A 16,782-nucleotide genomic window follows, 5' to 3' on the forward strand; every position below is an offset into this window, starting at 1 on the left:
CGTAGCCTACTGGCGAGTAAGGTAAGGGCAAGTCTTTCGAGGAGGCGGGATCGTGCAGAGCATCCGGCGGGTCGCGGTCATCGGCGGCAACCGCATCCCCTTCGCGCGGTCCAACTCGCGGTACGCCAGCGCGTCGAACGCCGACATGCTGGGCGCCGCGCTGGACGGGCTCGTCGCGCGGTTCGGCCTGGCCGGCCAGCGGGTCGGCGAGGTGGTGGCCGGCGCGGTGCTCAAGCACGCCAAGGACTTCAACCTGACCCGCGAGGTCGTGCTCGGCTCGAAGCTCGACCCGCACACCCCCGCGTACGACATCCAGCAGGCCTGCGGCACCGGGCTGGAGGCGGCCATCCTGGTCGCCAACAAGATCGCCCTCGGGCAGATCGAGGTCGGCATCGCCGGTGGCGTGGACACCACCTCCGACGCGCCGCTCGCGGTCAACGAGGAGATGCGCCGCACGCTGCTCCGGCTCAACAGCGCCCGCACCCTCGGCGAGCGGCTGAAGATCGCCGCGAAGCTGCGCCCCACCCAGCCGTTCAAGCCGGAGATCCCGCGCAACGCGGAGCCGCGTACCGGGCTGTCGATGGGGGAGCACGCCGCCCGCACGGCGCTGCGCTGGCAGATCGACCGGCAGGCCCAGGACGAGCTGGCGCTGCGCTCGCACCAGCGGCTCGCCGCCGCGTACGACCGGGGGTTCTTCGACGACCTGGTCACCCCCTACCTCGGGCTGACCAGGGATGCGAACCTGCGTCCCGACACCAGCCTGGAGCGGCTCGGCGCGCTGAAGCCGGTCTTCGGCGCGAAGGGACCCGACGCCGACGCGGCGACCATGACGGCCGGCAACTCGTCGCCGCTGACCGACGGCGCCTCGACGGTGCTGCTGGCCAGCGAGGAGTGGGCCCGCGCGCACAACCTGCCCGTGCTGGCGTTCTTCTCCTGGTCGCAGGCCGCCGCCGTCGACTTCGTGCACGGCGACGAGGGGCTGCTGATGGCGCCCGCCTACGCGGTGCCCCGGCTGCTGGAGCGGGCCGGGCTGACGCTCCAGGACTTCGACTACTACGAGATCCACGAGGCGTTCGCCTCGCAGGTGCTGGCCACCCTGGCCGCCTGGGAGTCCCCGGAGTTCTGCAAGGACCGGCTGGGGCTGGACGCCCCCCTCGGCGCGATCGACCGGGAGAAGCTGAACGTCAACGGCTCGTCGCTGGCCGCCGGGCACCCGTTCGCGGCCACCGGCGGGCGGATCGTGGCGACCCTGGCGAAGCTGCTGGCGGAAAAGGGCGGCGGCCGTGGCCTGATCTCCATCTGCGCCGCCGGCGGCCAGGGCGTGACCGCGATCCTGGAGCGCTGACCCCGGCGCGGGCAACCTGCCCGGCCCCGCGCTCCGTCCCTTGGACATGAGGCGGCGGAGGCGGGACGGATGAAGCGGGCGGACGAGGACGAGTACCGGCAGTTCGTCGAGGCCCGGCTGGATCACCTGCGCCGCACGGCGTACCTGCTCTGCCGGGACTGGCACACCGCCGACGACCTGGTCTCCATCACCCTCGGCAAGCTCTACCGGGCCTGGCCGCGGGTCCGCGCGGCGGAGAACGTCGACGCGTACGTGCGGCGGGTGCTCACGCGCGTCTGGCTGGACGAGCGGCGGCGGCCGTGGCGACGCGAACACAGCACCGACGAGGTTCCCGACGATGCCGCGCCGGACTCCGAGCCCGACCTGGCCGACCGGGAGCTGCTGCTCGAACTGCTCGGCAAGCTGCCCGAGCGGCGGCGCGCGGTGGTGGTGCTGCGCTTCTACTGCGACCTCTCGGTGGAGGAGACCGCGCAGATCCTCGGCATCACCACCGGCACGGTGAAGAGCCAGGCCGCCAGAGCGTTGGAGTCGCTACGCCTGCTGGCCGTGGACCAGCCGGCCCTGAGGGCGGGGAGGTTCGCGTGACGTACCGGGAGATCTTCGACGCGGCGATCGGCGACGCGCCGCCTTCCTCGATCGACCTGGACCGGGTGATCCTGCGGCAGCGCCGGCTCGTCCGCACGCGCCGGCTCGGGGCGTACGCCTCGGCGGCCGGCGGGGTGCTCGCGCTGGTGCTCGGCGCGGGCCTGGTGGTCGACCGTCCCGACATGCAGCCGGCGGCCCCGGCAACCGCCTCGCGCCCCCCGCACCGCAAGAGCAACCAGGACCTGCCCACGGAGGCGGCCGGACGTTACCGGGACGGGGTGGCGGCGGCCCTCGTGGCGCGGGCGCCCGGAGTCCGTTGGATGTCACCGACCGCAGTGGATCGTGGCGTCGTTCCGACCGGTCCGGCCGGCGACGCGCCGGTCGGGGGCGCGTCCGAGGACTTCCGCCACTTCGGTTTCTCGGTGCGCGCCTATCCGGTCGACCCCGCCGGCGCGTTCGGCAACGACTTGTCCGTCCTGGCCCTGGCCGAGCCGCAGCCGGGCCTGAACCGCGACGTCATGGACTGCGGGAAGCAGATCGTCGACTCGTGCGGTCTGTCGACAGGGCCGGACGGCGCGCGCGTCCGGGAGACCGCGCGCGTCTGGGAAGCCTATGGGGGCGGGGCCGTGACCCACTTCCGGCGGGTCGACGTCCTGTACCCCGACGGCACCTGGATCAGGATCTCGCTGCGCAGCGACGACGGGCGGTTCGTGCTCACCCCGGAGCAGCTCCGGGAGCTCGCCCTCGATCCGGCCGCCCGCCCCGCCTGGTGACCCGGGCCGCGCGGGACGTGCGACGTCTTCCGACGGTTTCTGCGTTCCGGGGCATGAGTCGGCCCCGGGACCTACTTGATCGTGCCTGCCGGGGCGAGCCAGCGCACGGGCTGGCCGGTGACCTCGGAGATCTGGTCGAAGTCGCGGTCGTAGTGCAGCAGGGACAGTCCCTGGTCTTCGGCCGTCGCCGCGATCAGCAGGTCGACGGCACCGGCCGAGCGGTGGGTGCCCCGGGCGGTGAGTTGGTCCTGGATCTCGGCGGCCCGCTCGTAGATCCGGTCCGGCATGCCCACCCAGCTGAACACCGTCCGAAGCCGTTCCCCGAGCCACCTGCGGTCGGCCAATGAGCGGGCCGAGTACAGGAACTCCAGCTCGATCAGCGGACAGACCGCGAGCAGACCGGCCGTGAGCGGTTGTTCCCACCGGGCCCGGGTGCCGGGGTCGCGCAGGAGGCGGACCAACGCGCTGGTGTCCACCAGGTAGTCCGCGAGTCTCACGACCGGTACGTGTCCTTGTCGAGCAGTTCGTCGAAGTCGCCGGCCTGGGCCCGTCCGCTGAGTTCGGCGAGGGCGCGGGCGCGACGCAGGCGGGCAGCCCCTTCCCGCAGCGCGACGTTCACCGTGTCCTTCTTGGTCTTGGTGCCGAAGGCCGCAGCCGCGTCGGCCAGCGCCTCGTCGTCGACGTCCACCAGGATCTTGGTCACGCACACCCCCTATATACGTACCGGCGTTCGAGTATATCCTCGGCCGGTCGGGTGTGGTGTCCGAGCTGCCGGACGTCTCGTCGGGCCGTCCCGTACGACGTGAAAGACTGAGGTACGTGACGATCCCGAACGTGCTCGCCAACCGGTACGCCTCGCCCGAGCTGGTCGCCCTCTGGTCGCCCGAGGAGAAGATCCGGATGGAGCGGCGGCTCTGGCTCGCCGTGCTCCGGGCACAGCGGGACCTCGGCGTCCCCGTGCCCGACGGTGTCGTCGAGGCGTACGAGGGAGTGCTCGACCAGGTCGACCTGGCCTCGATCGCCGAGCGGGAGCGGGTCACCCGGCACGACGTGAAGGCCCGGATCGAGGAGTTCAGCGCGCTCGCCGGGCACGAGCACGTGCACAAGGGGATGACCTCCCGGGACCTCACCGAGAACGTCGAGCAGCTCCAGGTGCGCCGCTCGCTGGAGCTGATCCGCGACCGTGTGGTGGCCACCCTCGCCCGGCTCGCCCGCCTCGCCGTCGAGCACTCCGACCTCGTCCTGACCGGCCGTTCGCACAACGTCGCGGCGCAGGCCACCACGCTGGGCAAGCGCTTCGCGTCGGCCGCCGAGGAGCTGCTCATCGCGTACGAGCGGCTGGACGACCTGATCAACTGGTACCCGCTGCGCGGCATCAAGGGCCCGGTGGGCACCGCCGCCGACCAGCTCGACCTCTTCGACGGCGACGCCGAGCGGGTGGCGGAGCTGGAGCGCCGGGTGGCCGGGCACCTGGGATTCAGCCGGGTCCTCGACAGCGTCGGGCAGGTCTACCCGCGCTCGATCGACCTCGCGGTGCTCGCCGCGCTGGCCCAGATCGCCGCCGCCCCGTCGTCGCTGGCGACCACGATCCGGCTGATGGTCGGCCAGGAGCTGGCCACCGAGGGCTTCAAGCCGGGCCAGGTCGGCTCCAGCGCGATGCCGCACAAGATGAACACCCGCTCCAGCGAGCGCGTCAACGGCTTCGCGGTGATCATCCGGGGTTACCTGTCGATGGTCGGCGAGCTGGCCGGCGACCAGTGGAACGAGGGTGACGTCTCCTGCTCGGTGGTCCGCCGGGTCGCCCTGCCGGACGCGTTCTTCGCCGCCGACGGGCTGTTCCAGACCTTCCTCACCGTGCTGGACGAGTTCGGCGCGTACCCGGCGGTGGTCAACCGCGAGCTGGAGCGCTTCCTGCCGTTCCTGGCCACCACGAAGATCCTGGTGGCGGCGGTCCGGCGCGGCGTCGGGCGCGAGGTCGCCCACGAGGTGATCAAGGAGCACGCGGTCGCGGTGGCGCTGGCGATGCGCGAGAAGGGCGCCGCCGAGAACGACCTCTTCGACCGCCTGGCGGCGGACGGCCGCCTGGGCCTGACGCGCGCCGAGATCGACGCGCTGGTCGCCGACCGTTCCGCCTTCGTCGGCGCCGCCCCGGCCCAGGTCGAGGCGGTAGCCCGCCGCGTCGCCGCCGTGACGGACGCCCACCCCGCCGCCGCCACCTACACCCCACCCCCCATCCTCTGACCCCACCCCCAACACCCCCGTTGATCATGAGGTTGACGGCGAAGTCGATCTCAAGGGCCGCCGCCAACCTCATGATCAACCAGGTCGGGACGGGCGCGGTCGGGGTGGGGCGGGGTGGGTGGGGTGGTGGGGTGGGTGGGTCAGTCGCGGGTGGGGGTTTCGGCCGCGGTGCGGAGGGTGGGGGCGCTCGCCGGTTCGGCGATGCCGCCCGGGGACTCGGCGAAGGCCGGGTCGTGCGCGGTCTCCGCGGCGACCAGCGGCTGGTCGGGCGGCATGACGTCGGGCATCTTGGGCGCCACCACCACCGCCGTGCCGTACGCGCAGATCTCCATCCACATCTCGCCGCAGTCGCGGCTGTCGAACCGCATCCCCACCACGGCGTTCGCGCCGAGGCGGCGGGCCTCCTCGCCGAGGCGGGCCACCGAGTCCGTACGCCACCTGGTGAGGTTGTCCGGGGCCATCGGGTCGTACGCGCCACCGCGCAGGTTCTTGACCCCCTCGCGGTACGGGTTCCGCGTCCTGGCCATCGACGACACCACTTCGCCGAGGATCTGGCGGATCTCGTACCCGGGCAGTTGCTCCGTCGTCACGACCAGCACGCTTCCGATGCTGTCAGGGCGGCGGGCGCCCGATCGTCGGCCTTGTTCACCTGATCGGATGCTGCAAAACGGCGCGGCGCGGACGGCCGGCGCGCTGCCGGCCATCCGCGCCTAGCGTGGCGCTAACCGTCAGACACCGGCCGTCTGGGAGATCCAGGCCCGGTTGTACGCGACGCTGCCGTAGTTCTGGATGCTCTGCCCGTCGGCGGTGGAGGCGACGCCGACCTGCCGGCCGTTGTAGAACTGCGGGCCGCCCGAGTCGCCCCGCCACGCGTTGCCGTTGATCCGGGTGCTCCGGATCGCCTGCCCGCCGTACGCGTCGGTGGCGCTGTTGCTGGTCACCCGGACCGACGCGGTCTTGAGCTGGGTGGAGGCCGAGCAGCCGCTGTAGCAGGTCATGCCCCAGCCGTAGATCGAGTTGGTGGAGTTGATCGGCGGGTTGCTGGTGGCCAGCGTGACGTACGAGGTGCTCACCGAGCTGGACAGGCGCAGCAGGGCCAGGTCGTAGCGGCTGTAGCTGGCGCTGACGGTGCGGGTCTGGCCGCCGGAGGAGCGGTAGACGCTGCCGACCCGGACGGACATCGTGCCGCTCACGCAGTGCCGGGCGGTGAGCACCCACTGCGGCGCGATGATCGTGCCGGAGCAGGTGAACGAGCCGTTGCTGAACACGGCGGCGGCCCACGGGGCCGACGAGACGGTGCCACCGCCGATGATCGGCTGCGGGCCGGCCGGGGCGGCGAGGGCGCCGGAGCTGGCGCCGAGCAGGCCGGCCGCTGCGGTGGCCAGCACCGCGATCATGGATCGGATGCGCATGGGGGCTCCTTCGGGGACGGGGCCCGGGTTCACCGGGTCGAGCTGACGGCCGGCGGGCGGGGGTGGCCCGACGTCCGATCGATGTACGACGATGTACGGTAGGGCCCCTGAGATGTCGTTCACAAGATATCCATCGGAAATGATGGATGAGGTGATATGGCGGGTCGGGCGATCGGGTGGCGGCCCGACGTTGCGACGGAGCGGGGCGAAACGGGCTGGTCGGCAACGGATACGCATCGGGATCGCAACGAACCCGTATCGGTCTCCCGGCCCCACGCCGGGAATGTCGATCACTGTCTGAACCGCGTCCGGCCGGTGCGTCCGGGGCGGTATCTGCCAGGTAGGCTGGCTGCGCTCGCCCGTTGTGGGTCGGCACCCAACTGCGTACACAGTCAGGAGTGCCCAGTGCCTCGCGTCGTCGTCGACGTCATGCTCAAGCCCGAGATCCTCGATCCCCAGGGCCAGGCCGTCGCAAACGCGCTGCCCCGGCTCGGCGTCAGCGACGTCGCCTCGGTTCGGATCGGCAGGCGGATCGAGATCGAATTCACCGGTGAACCGGACCTGGACCGCGCCCGGGAGATCGCCGACAAGTTGCTCGCCAACCCCGTCATCGAGGACTTCACGGTCCGCGTGGTCGAGGCCGACGAGACCGTGGACGCCCGCTCGTGACCGCCCGGGTCGGTGTGGTCACCTTCCCCGGCTCGCTCGACGATGGGGACGCCGCCCGGGCCGTCCGGATCGCGGGCGCCGAGCCGGTCCGCCTCTGGCACGGTGACCCGCAGCTGCACGGGGTCGACGCCGTCGTCCTGCCCGGTGGCTTCTCCTACGGCGACTACCTGCGCTGCGGCGCCATCGCCCGGTTCGCGCCGGTCATGCAGACGATCGTGGACGCGGCCCGGGGCGGCCTGCCCGTGCTCGGCATCTGCAACGGCTTCCAGATCCTCTGCGAGGCGCACCTGCTGCCCGGGGCGCTCACCCGCAACCAGCACCTGCACTTCCGCAACCGCGACCAGGTCCTGCGCGTCGAGTCGACCGGCACCGCGTGGACCAACGCGTTCCAGCCCGGCCAGGAGGTGCTGATCCCGGTCAAGAACGGCGAGGGCTGCTACGTCGCCGACACCGCGACGCTGGACCAGCTCGAAGCCGAGGGCCGGGTCGTCGCCCGCTACGTCGGCGGCAACCCCAACGGGTCGCAGCGCGACATCGCCGCGATCACGAACCCCGCCGGCAACGTGGTCGGCATCATGCCGCATCCCGAGCACGCGGTGGAGGCGCTCACGGGCCCCTCCCTGGACGGTCTCGGCTTCTTCACGTCGGTGCTCAAGCACCTGGTGGGGGCGCCGGCGTGACCGTGCGCGGCATCATCGGTCGGCTCACCCGCCCGTCGGGCGGACGCGAGCGCAGCGAGGAGACGTCATGACCACCCATCCGGACGAGGTACGGGATAACCCGGAGGCCTTCCCGGCCGCGCCGGCGCAGCCGGTGGAGCCGCGTCCGGCCGCCGTCGTGCCGCCGGCCGGGCGTCCCGGGCCGGCGACCGCCGACTGGGCCGACGGCCTGGACACCGTGCCACGCGCCGGGGACACCCCCGGTGAGCTCCAGCCGTACGCCGAGCTGGGGCTCCGCGACGACGAGTACGAGCGGATCCGGCAGATCCTCGACCGGCGGCCCACCCAGGCCGAGCTGGCGATGTACTCGATCATGTGGAGCGAGCACTGCTCCTACAAGTCGAGCAAGGTGCACCTGCGCCAGTTCGGCGAGAAGGCCCCGCCCAGCGACCGGCTGCTCGCCGGCATCGGCGAGAACGCCGGCGTGGTGCAGGTCTCCGACGAACTGGCGGTGACCTTCAAGGTCGAGTCGCACAACCACCCGAGCTTCGTCGAGCCCTACCAGGGCGCGGCCACCGGCGTCGGCGGCATCGTGCGGGACATCCTCGCCATGGGCGCCCGGCCGGTCGCGGTGATGGACCCGCTGCGCTTCGGCGCCGCCGACCACCCCGACACCGCCCGGGTGCTGCCCGGCGTCGTCGCCGGCGTGGGCGGCTACGGCAACTGCCTGGGCCTGCCGAACATCGGCGGCGAGGTCGTCTTCGACCCCTGCTACCAGGGCAACCCGCTGGTCAACGCGCTCTGCCTCGGCGTGCTGCCGGTCGACCGGCTCCAGAACAAGGCCGCCGCCGGTCCGGGCAACGTCGTGGTGCTGATGGGCGCGCGGACGGGCCGGGACGGCATCGGCGGCGTGTCGGTGCTGGCCAGCGCCACCTTCGACGAGGGCAGCGAGCAGCGCCGCCCGTCCGTGCAGGTCGGCGACCCGTTCATGGAGAAGCTCCTCATCGAGGCCTGCCTGGAGCTCTACGACGCCCGGCTGGTCGTCGGCATCCAGGACCTCGGCGGCGCCGGCCTGACCTGCGCCCTGACCGAGACCGCCGCGGCGGCCGGCACCGGCATGCGGGTGTGGCTGGAGCGCGTGCCGCTGCGCGAGCCCTCGATGGAGCCGCACGAGATCCTGGCCAGCGAGTCGCAGGAGCGGATGCTGCTGGTCGTCGAGCCGGAGAAGCTCGACGCGGTGCTCAAGACCGCCGAGAAGTGGGGCGTCTGGGCCACGGCGATCGGCGAGGTCACCCCGCCGGCGCCGGACGGCCAGCCGGGCCGGCTGCTGATCACCTGGCGCGACCAGCTCGTGGTGGACGTGCCGCCGGGCTCGCTGGTCGACGACGGCCCGGTCTACGCCCGCCCGATGCGCGAGCCGGCCGACCTGATCCTGCTCCAGGCCGACCGCGCCGAGACGTTGCCCCGGCCGGCCGACCCGGAGGCGCTGCGCGAGACCGTGCTGCGGATGATCGCGTCGCCCAACCTGGCCGACAAGACCTGGGTCACCGAGCAGTACGACCGCTACGTGCTGGGCAACACCGTGCTCGCCCAGCCGGAGGACTCCGGCGTGATCCGGATCGACGAGCGGACCGGCCTCGGCGTGGCGCTGTCGGTGGACGGCAACGGCCGTTACGCGCGGCTCGACCCCTACCACGGCACGAAGCTCGCGCTGGCGGAGGCGTACCGGAACGTGGCCGTCACCGGCGCGAAGCCGATCGCCGTCACCAACTGCCTCAACTTCGGCTCGCCGGAGGACCCGGGCGTGATGTGGCAGTTCGCCGAGGCCGTCCGTGGCCTGGCGGACGGCTGCGCCGAGCTGGGCATCCCGGTCACCGGCGGCAACGTCAGCTTCTACAACCAGACGGGCGCGGCGCCGATCCACCCGACCCCGGTGGTCGGTGTGCTCGGCGTGCTCGACGACGTGGCCAACCGCGTGCCGATGGGCTTCGTGGCCCGCCCGGGCGGCGACCACGACCAGCTCTTCCTGCTCGGCGAGACGCACGTGGAGCTCTCCGGCTCGGAGTGGGCCTGGGTCACCCACGAGCACCTCGGCGGCGTACCCCCGCAGGTCGACCTGGCCCGCGAGCGGCTCCTTGCCGAACTGCTGGCGGAGGCCGCGCGGGTCGGGCACCTCAGCTCGGCGCACGACCTCTCCGACGGCGGCCTCGCGCAGAGCCTGGTGGAGTCCTGCCTGCGGCGCGGCGTCGGCGCCCGGATCGCGGTGCCGGAGCGGTTCGACGGCGGCTCGATGCCGTTCGTCTACCTGTTCAGCGAGTCCGCCGGCCGGGTCCTGGTGTCGGTGCCGCGCGGGCACGAGAAGGCGTTCACCGCCCTCTGCGCCGAGCGCGGCGTGCCGTTCGAGCTGATCGGCGTCACCGACCCGACCGGCGGGGCGCTCGAGGTGCACGGCCAGTTCCGGATCGGCCTGGACGAGCTGCGGGCGGCGCACAGCGAGACGCTGCCGCGCCTCTTCGGGGGCGCCGGGGTCGTCGAGGTGCCCGCGCCGGCCACCGGTGTGGCGGGTGCCGTCGAGGCCGTGCCGCTGCCCGTCGCCGAATCGGCCGGGATGGAGCCGGTGGACCCGTCGGCCGTCGTGAGCGAGCCGATCGCGTCCTTCGGGCCGGTCCCGCCGACCGGTGCCGTCGAGCCGGTGGCCCCGGCGGAGGGCGTCGCGCCCAACCCGGAGCAGCCGGCGGCCGAGGCCGCCGACCAGCCGGCCGAGGCCGGCGGGGCGTCGGCTCCCGGGCCCGGCGACACCGAGCCCGGTCAGCGCTGAGGCGGTGGCTGCGGCCGTCCACGTCCAACCCGGTTCCGGCGCCCGCTTCGACTGGGGGTTGACGGGGGCGGCCGAGCTGGGCCGGGTGTGCGCGGTGCTGGTGGTGGTGGACGTGCTGTCGTTCACCACCGCCGTGGACGTCGCGGTCGGGCGCGGCATGCGGGTGCACCCGTTCCCGTGGGGCGAGCAGGCGGCCGACTATGCCCGGCGGGTCGGCGCGGTCGCGGCGGTGGGCCGCCGGCAGACGACCCCGGAGCATCCGTGGTCGCTCTCCCCGGCGGCGCTGACCACCGCGCCGGTCGTCGCCGACCTGGTGCTGCCGTCGCCGAACGGCTCGGCGATCAGCGCGGCGGCCAGCGCGACCGGGCTGCCGGTGGTCGCGGCCTGCCTGCGCAACGCGCGCGCCGTCGGCCGTTGGCTGGACCAGCAGGGGTACGGCGCGACGGACGCGCCGATCGGCGTGATCGCCTCGGGTGAGCGCTGGCCGGACGGCTCGCTGCGGCCCTGCGTGGAGGACCAGCTGGGGGCGGCCTGCGTGCTGGACGCCCTGTCGGGTGTGCCCGGCGGTCTCTCCGTGGAGGCGGCGATGGCGCTCGCCGCGCTGGCCAGCACCCCCGACGTGCCCGCCGCGGTCTGTGGCAGCGTGTCCGGCCGCGAACTCATCGAGGGCGGCTTCGCCGGGGACGTGGAGGTCGCCGTCCGGGTCGGCGTCTCGGACGTGGTCCCGGTGCTGCGGCAGGGCGTCTTCTCCGCCGCGTTATATAGCCCCCAATGGGAATCCGCCTCCCCGCCACCCCTCAATAGCGAGTGAAGCCCTTAAGTTATCTTGCCCAGCCGCCCTCGCGGCTGGGCAAGATAACTTAAGTCACGTCTTTTTAACAAACGTTTTGCTGGCGGTCTGAACTAAGCGTGGGCGCGCCAGCTCCAAGCTGCGAAACCGAGGTTCTTCTCCTGGGTTGGACTTAGTCCGGTAGAAGATCCGGTGCAATTACTTCCGCTGTAGAACACAATGATGTATGTCGATAGATTTTCGGCCGAGCGATAAGACCGATCGGCGTCGCTGGTGCACTGGGTGCCCGGGTACGGAGAGGGCTTGGAGGAGCGGAAAATTCCAGTGTAGTTGCTACCAGTCCACATGCAGACTCTGCTGATATGGTCGATATTGCATTCCTCGAGGCCTGCGGAGGCGGGTGTAGCGACCACTGCGGAACTAGCCACAAGTATGGCTGAGGTGGCGAGTAGGTTTCGCGCGAATCTGAGGAGCATGCATCAACCTCCAGTGAGCGGGTGATGCCATTACTGTAACCATGGATGTCGTTCCTCGCAATGCCCGAAGTGAATGTGAACTATCCCGCTTCGGATGCATGGTTGGAGCGGGTAGAGGCGGCCCGAGGTTGGGGCTGCGGCAAGAGGGTTAGTATCAGCGTCCTTTCGACTTCACCAGCGACTAAGGAACGTCTCGTAACCGTCAGAAGGCGTTGCTGGGACGGGGTCGGCGGTCAGCCGGTGAGGATGACATCCTGGCCAGTGCGTTCGACCCCTGCCCGAACGGTGCGGTGTTCGACGTTGAGGGCTTCCTACCAGGTCGGCAGCGGGCTGCCGTCGGCGGGCTTGCGGTACGGCATGATCACCTGAGGGTTGCCGCGTAGCCGCCGCTGGCCATCACCGACCGCCCGTGCAGCTTCTCGGCGATGCCCGAGGTGCGGTAGACGATCGTGTCGTTGTGGTTGCCGGGCTGCGGGTCGCCGACGGCGATGACCAGGCGGGTGCTGGCGTCGATGGCGACCTGCAGGTTCGTGGAGTATCGGTAGTTTTTTGCTGCGGGCGGCCAGGCGGTGATCGCGGGTAGGTGCCAGAGTCCCGTCGACGATGGCGATCTGCTCGACCGGCCGCTTACGCACTGGCGCCAGGGCCAGTAGCGGCGCGAGGGTGTCGATGCCTCGGTGCGCTGCGGAGTGCGACACCCCAAAGAGCGGGCCGATCTGGCGCGTCGTCAGGTTCGTGCGCCGGTAGGTGGCGACCTTTGTCATCGCCGGCTCGGACCACCCAACCACACCATCCTGGCCCGCGGCCTGCACGCCTACCTACGTTGCCGCAACGCAACGCCCGCCACCCCGACGTCCTGGCCGCCCAACGCCGCCACCGCGCCCCGTCCGCAGCGAACGACACCGCCGCTGGGGCCAACCCGCCAGTCGAGCCGCATAACCAACCCGGCCAACGTTTATGGTCAGAGCACTAGCGATTCAGTCGTCCAGCCAGTCCAGCCGGCGGCCACCCCGGGGCTGGTGCGGTGGGCCGTCCGGTCGATCGCGACCGGTTCGCTGGTCGTCGTAGCCGGTGCGGTCCTCGTAGCTACCGCGCTGCTGTGAGGGGTCCTGGCCGTAGCTGCCTTGGCCGTAGCTGCCTTGGCCGTAGCTGCCTTGGCCGTAGTCGCCTTGGCCGTAGCTGCCTTGGCCGTAACTGCCGGTCGACTCGCCGCCCCGGCCGTACCCCCCGGGCTCGGACTGGCTGTAGCTTTGGCCCTGCTCCGGCCGGTAGACGCCGGTGGAGTACGGGTCGGCCGGGGCCGGGTACTGCGTGGCGTCGCCGGCCCAGCGGCCGGTCGGCTCGTCGTAGCCCCGGTCGCCGACCGCAGGCGGGTAGCCCGCGACACCCGCCGGAGCGCCGTAGTCGTTGCTGCCGTAGCCGCCGCCCGAGGCGGGCGCGTCGCCGTAGCCCGCACCGGACCCGCCACTACTGTAGCCGCTGCCCGAGGCGGGCGCGTTGCCGTGGCCGGCACCGCCGTAGCCACCCGCGCCGGCCGGCTCGTCGCCGTAGCCGCTGCCGCCCCAGCCCTGCTGGTTGCCCGCCGCGCCGTAGGGCTGCGGGGGGGCGCCGTACGGGTCCGGCGGCACGTCGTCGACCACGGGGCGGTGCATCATCGTCGGGGCGTCGCTGAGCGCGGCGCCGCCCACCATCGTCGGATCCGGCGTGGCGCCGACCCGGTTAACCACCCGGGTCTGGTCGTCCGCGCCCCGGAACGCTCCGCGAGCTGCCGGGACCGCGCCGGCCGCGGCGCCCGCCGGGGCGTCGTCGTCGGCCTCGTCGCCGTTGTCCTTGCGCCGCATCAGGAGCAGCACAATGGTGCCGACACCGGCGGCGACGAGCAGGCCGCCGAGCAGGATGATCAGCCAGGAGCCCATGCCGCCGGAGTCCTCGTTGCTGGCGTTGGCCGCCGCGCCCGGGGTCGCCTCGGCGCTCTCCTCGGGCGTCTCCTCGACGGGCTCGTCGGAGGGGAGGGGCTCCTCGCTGGCCGACGGGGTGGCGCTCGGGGTCGTCTCGACCTTGATCGCCAGGGCGATGCGCTGGCCGGTGACGCTCTGCCCGGCGGACGCGTCGAAGCTCTTGGTGGCGTAGACGTTGTCGAAGCTCGCACCGATACTTAGCCGGCCCGGGGCAATTGGCTTGTCGCTGGTGCCGGTGAAGCGGAAATTGCCACTGTCGTTGGCGACGGTGTCAGAGTTGTTACCTTTTGCATCTTTCAGGACCACGTAGGCGTTCGGCACTGGGTCGCCGGACTGGTTGACCACCTTGCCTGAGACCGACCGCACGGTCTGCGCCTGCGTCGGCTGCGGCGCAGGGGCGCCGACCAGTGTGACGTTGGTGGCCCGGCTCTGCTCGCCGTCCGGGTCGAGGGCTTTGACCGTGATAGTGGCCTGCCCGTCGGCCGCGTCGCGCGCCAGCCGGAAGGTCGCCTGAAAGTCGCCGCTCTCCTCGACACCGCTACGGCTGCAACCGTCGACGCAGACGAGCTTGCTGTTGCTGGAACTCACCGTCACGTCGGCGGCCTTGTCCGCCGTGATACGGATCGAGTAGCTAATCGTGGTGGTCCCGCCAGCCTCGACTCGGCTCGGTGAGGCGGACACGTTGTTTATGTTCGGCGCTGCGGAGGCTGGTGTGGCGGGGGCGGCGAGCAGAGCGCCGACAACCAGCGCCACGACCACACCGGCCCGCTGCTTCCAGGCACGTCGGTGTGTTGACACGTCCACCGCCTTCCGGACTGACTTCCCTCGGCGGCGGGTCGCCGGGCCGGGGATCATCACGGTACGAATACGCCGTCGGCAACTATGCCTTGTCTGACCGGATCGGCGCGACCCAGGGCCAGCGTCAGGCGTGGCGCGCTGAAGCCGTATCGTCCCGTCGTGTCCTCTCCGCACATTAAGTCCGCCGCGGTCGCGGCGGCGTTGTCGGCGCTCGACGAGGGGCGTACGCCCGATCGACCGGTCCTCCGGGAGGCGGTCCGTGCCCTGTTGACCGTCCTCGCGGAGCGCGCCCCCGGCCGATCGGTGGAGGTGCGTGTCCCACCTTACGGCGCAGTTCAGTGCGTTTCCGGTCCCCGACACACCCGCGGCACCCCCGCGAACGTCGTCGAGATGGAGCCGGGGACCTGGCTGGAGGTGGCCACCGGACGGCTCGAATGGGCCGATGCGATCACCCAGGGTCGCGTACGGGTGAGCGGAATCCGGGCCGATCTCTCCGCGTACCTGCCGCTCTAGCTGCGGCTATGTCCATCGACTGGTGACGTGTCGGAGCCGTATCGTGACTTTCTGTATCGACACGGATTCGCGTACACTGTCAGGCGACGACAGTGGTCCCGGCCGAGGAGTGCGGATCCCGCCCCCGCGTGATTCCGCAAGGCCGGTCCAGACCAGCATGAGGGAGCGCAGGTGCCCCGAGGCGACGGCCGGCTGAGCCACGACCTTGATCCCCAACGACCAGGCCCCCAGGACGCGTGCGGCGTCTTCGGCGTCTGGGCGCCCGGGGAGGAGGTCGCCAACCTGACGTACTTCGGTCTCTACGCCCTCCAGCACCGTGGCCAGGAGGCCGCGGGCATCGCGGTCAGCGACGGTTCGGGCGTGGTGGTCTACAAGGACCTCGGCCTCGTCGCCCAGGTCTTCGACGAGCCGACCCTCGCCAGCCTGCGCGGGCACGTGGCGATCGGGCACGCCCGCTACTCCACCACCGGCGGCTCGACCTGGGAGAACGCCCAGCCGACCATCCGCTCCACCACGTCCGGCACCACGATCGCGCTGGCCCACAACGGCAACCTGGTCAACACGGCGGAGCTCCAGCGCGAGGTCAGCGAGCGGGGCCTGCTCGCCGACGGCTCGACCAACGACACCTCCCTGGTGACGATGCTGCTGGCCAGCCGCCCGGACCTGTCGGTCGAGGCGGCGGCGCTGGAGGTGCTGCCGCGGCTGCGGGGCGCGTTCAGCTTCGTGTTCATGGACGAGTCGACCCTCTACGCGGCCCGCGACCCGCACGGCGTGCGCCCGCTGGTGCTCGGCCGGCTGGAACGCGGCTGGGTGGTGGCCAGCGAGACGGCCGCGCTGGACATCGTCGGCGCGAGCGTGGTCCGCGAGGTCGAGCCCGGCGAGCTGATCGCGATCGACGAGGACGGGCTGCGTTCCAGCCGGTTCGCCGCCCCGGAGCCCAAGGGCTGCCTGTTCGAGTACGTCTACATCGCGCGCCCCGACGCCACCATCGCCGGGCGCAACGTGCACTCCGCGCGGGTGCAGATCGGCCGCCAGCTCGCCAAGGAGCACCCGGTCGAGGCCGATCTGGTCATCCCGGTGCCGGAGTCGGGCACCCCGGCCGCGATCGGCTACGCCGAGGAGTCGGGCATCACCTACGGCGCCGGCCTGATGAAGAACCCGTACGTCGGGCGCACCTTCATCCAGCCGTCGCAGACGCTGCGCCAGCTCGGCATCCGGCTCAAGCTCAACCCGCTGCGGGAGAACGTCCGGGGCAAGCGGCTGGTCGTGGTCGACGACTCGATCGTGCGCGGCAACACGCAGCGGGCGATCGTGCGGATGCTGCGTGAGGCCGGCGCGCTGGAGGTGCACGTACGCATCTCCTCGCCGCCGGTCAACTGGCCGTGCTTCTACGGCATCGACTTCGCCACCCGCGCCGAGCTGCTGGCCAACGGGCTGGACAACGACGGCATCCGGCGCTCCATCGGGGCGGACACGCTCGGCTACGTGTCGCTCCCGGGCCTGATCGCCGCCACCGAGCAGCCGAAGACCCGGCTGTGCCGTGCGTGCTTCGACGGGGAATACCCGATCGAGCTCCCCGCCGGCAACCTGATCGGCAAGCACGTGCTCGAAGGGGTGGGCCGGCGGGTCGCCGCGCAGGCGTCCGACACCTCGGAGCACACCGCCCCGCTCGTCGCCACTCCGGGCGGCGTGACCACACACCGCCCGTAGCACCACCCGGCGCGGTCGGTCACCGCCGACGCGGC

The 16,782-nt window shown here is 71.9% G+C and carries 15 protein-coding genes and 2 pseudogenes; 10 read left to right on the forward strand and 7 right to left on the reverse strand.

Annotated features, from left to right (window positions below; translation table 11 throughout):
* Positions 1-52: 52 nt before the first annotated feature.
* The 3 genes from CLT72_RS23285 (at position 53) to CLT72_RS23295 (ending at position 2,703) form a co-directional block, all read left to right on the forward strand.
* The gene (locus CLT72_RS23285; RefSeq protein WP_101413595.1) at positions 53-1,345 is read left to right on the forward strand and encodes an acetyl-CoA C-acetyltransferase; all 1,293 of its coding nucleotides are present in this window, start codon (positions 53-55) and stop codon (positions 1,343-1,345) included.
* Between the two features lie 69 nt (positions 1,346-1,414).
* Positions 1,415-1,930: a SigE family RNA polymerase sigma factor gene (locus CLT72_RS23290; protein WP_101413596.1), complete on the forward strand. Its 516-nt coding sequence runs from the start codon at positions 1,415-1,417 to the stop codon at positions 1,928-1,930.
* Entirely contained in the window at positions 1,927-2,703 is a 777-nt protein-coding gene (locus tag CLT72_RS23295; RefSeq protein ID WP_101413597.1) for a hypothetical protein, read from the forward strand. The genes CLT72_RS23290 and CLT72_RS23295 overlap by 4 nt, the downstream gene beginning before the upstream one ends.
* A 71-nt stretch (positions 2,704-2,774) precedes the next feature.
* On the opposite strand, the gene CLT72_RS23300 is transcribed toward CLT72_RS23295, so the two are convergent.
* Positions 2,775-3,200 (reverse strand): PIN domain nuclease, encoded by a 426-nt coding sequence (locus CLT72_RS23300; protein ID WP_101413598.1) that lies wholly within the window; start codon positions 3,198-3,200, stop codon positions 2,775-2,777.
* Entirely contained in the window at positions 3,197-3,406 is a 210-nt protein-coding gene (locus CLT72_RS23305) for a type II toxin-antitoxin system VapB family antitoxin (protein WP_101415339.1), read from the reverse strand. Before CLT72_RS23305 ends, CLT72_RS23300 begins: the two co-directional genes overlap by 4 nt.
* Before the next feature lie 116 nt (positions 3,407-3,522).
* Between CLT72_RS23305 and purB the strand changes: the two genes are divergently transcribed.
* Positions 3,523-4,944, forward strand: a complete 1,422-nt coding sequence (purB, locus tag CLT72_RS23310) for an adenylosuccinate lyase (protein ID WP_101413599.1) — start codon at positions 3,523-3,525, stop codon at positions 4,942-4,944.
* Between the two features lie 140 nt (positions 4,945-5,084).
* Here the strand turns inward: purB and CLT72_RS23315 are convergent, their stop codons facing one another.
* Together CLT72_RS23315 and CLT72_RS23320 are read right to left on the reverse strand one after the other, a co-directional pair.
* Positions 5,085-5,648, reverse strand: coding sequence for a YbjQ family protein (locus CLT72_RS23315; RefSeq protein WP_101413600.1), 564 nt, complete (start codon positions 5,646-5,648; stop codon positions 5,085-5,087).
* A 24-nt stretch (positions 5,649-5,672) separates the two neighbouring features.
* A complete protein-coding gene (locus CLT72_RS23320) occupies positions 5,673-6,356 on the reverse strand; it encodes a S1 family peptidase (protein WP_101413601.1) in 684 nt (227 codons plus the stop codon).
* 405 nt (positions 6,357-6,761) lie between these two features.
* Between CLT72_RS23320 and purS the strand changes: the two genes are divergently transcribed.
* The 4 genes from purS to CLT72_RS23340 all read left to right on the forward strand — a co-directional run bounded on the left by purS (position 6,762) and on the right by CLT72_RS23340 (position 11,313).
* Positions 6,762-7,025, forward strand: coding sequence for a phosphoribosylformylglycinamidine synthase subunit PurS (gene purS / locus CLT72_RS23325; RefSeq protein WP_089002625.1), 264 nt, complete (start codon positions 6,762-6,764; stop codon positions 7,023-7,025).
* Positions 7,022-7,705 (forward strand): phosphoribosylformylglycinamidine synthase subunit PurQ, encoded by a 684-nt coding sequence (gene purQ / locus CLT72_RS23330; RefSeq protein ID WP_101413602.1) that lies wholly within the window; start codon positions 7,022-7,024, stop codon positions 7,703-7,705. The genes purS and purQ overlap by 4 nt, the downstream gene beginning before the upstream one ends.
* Positions 7,706-7,772: 67 nt before the next feature.
* On the forward strand, positions 7,773-10,502 hold the full coding sequence (gene purL / locus CLT72_RS23335) for a phosphoribosylformylglycinamidine synthase subunit PurL (RefSeq protein ID WP_101413603.1): 2,730 nt from the start codon (positions 7,773-7,775) through the stop codon (positions 10,500-10,502).
* A gap of 4 nt (positions 10,503-10,506) precedes the next feature.
* Positions 10,507-11,313 carry a 2-phosphosulfolactate phosphatase gene (locus CLT72_RS23340; RefSeq protein WP_101413604.1) on the forward strand — a complete coding sequence of 269 codons (807 nt, stop codon included), beginning with the start codon at positions 10,507-10,509 and terminating at the stop codon, positions 11,311-11,313.
* A gap of 92 nt (positions 11,314-11,405) precedes the next feature.
* Here CLT72_RS23340 and CLT72_RS23345 read toward each other — a convergent pair whose 3' ends face one another.
* The 3 genes and pseudogenes from CLT72_RS23345 to CLT72_RS23360 form a co-directional block, all read right to left on the reverse strand.
* Entirely contained in the window at positions 11,406-11,768 is a 363-nt protein-coding gene (locus tag CLT72_RS23345) for a peptidase inhibitor family I36 protein (protein ID WP_101413605.1), read from the reverse strand.
* A 314-nt stretch (positions 11,769-12,082) separates the two neighbouring features.
* Positions 12,083-12,523 (reverse strand): annotated as a pseudogene (locus CLT72_RS23350) (transposase family protein); the annotation flags it as partial.
* Positions 12,524-12,745: 222 nt separating this feature from the next.
* Positions 12,746-14,568: pseudogene (locus CLT72_RS23360) on the reverse strand (carboxypeptidase-like regulatory domain-containing protein); the annotation flags it as partial.
* A gap of 115 nt (positions 14,569-14,683) precedes the next feature.
* On the opposite strand from CLT72_RS23360, the gene CLT72_RS23365 reads away from it, so the two are divergent.
* On the forward strand, positions 14,684-15,037 hold the full coding sequence (locus tag CLT72_RS23365; RefSeq protein ID WP_101413607.1) for a sterol carrier family protein: 354 nt from the start codon (positions 14,684-14,686) through the stop codon (positions 15,035-15,037).
* A gap of 171 nt (positions 15,038-15,208) precedes the next feature.
* Positions 15,209-16,747: an amidophosphoribosyltransferase gene (gene purF, locus CLT72_RS23370; protein WP_089002621.1), complete on the forward strand. Its 1,539-nt coding sequence runs from the start codon at positions 15,209-15,211 to the stop codon at positions 16,745-16,747.
* Positions 16,748-16,782: the final 35 nt, after the last annotated feature.

Source organism: Micromonospora sp. CNZ309 (assembly GCF_002846525.1).

Coding starts and splice junctions, on each gene's coding strand:
- CLT72_RS23290 (WP_101413596.1), top strand. CDS start 1,415: ATGAAGCGGGCGGACGAGGACGAGTACCGGCAGTTCGTCGAGGCCCGG.
- CLT72_RS23315 (WP_101413600.1), bottom strand. CDS start 5,648: ATGGCCGGCAGCGCGCCGGCCGTCCGCGCCGCGCCGTTTTGCAGCATC.
- CLT72_RS23320 (WP_101413601.1), bottom strand. CDS start 6,356: ATGCGCATCCGATCCATGATCGCGGTGCTGGCCACCGCAGCGGCCGGC.
- purL (WP_101413603.1), top strand. CDS start 7,773: ATGACCACCCATCCGGACGAGGTACGGGATAACCCGGAGGCCTTCCCG.
- CLT72_RS23345 (WP_101413605.1), bottom strand. CDS start 11,768: ATGCTCCTCAGATTCGCGCGAAACCTACTCGCCACCTCAGCCATACTT.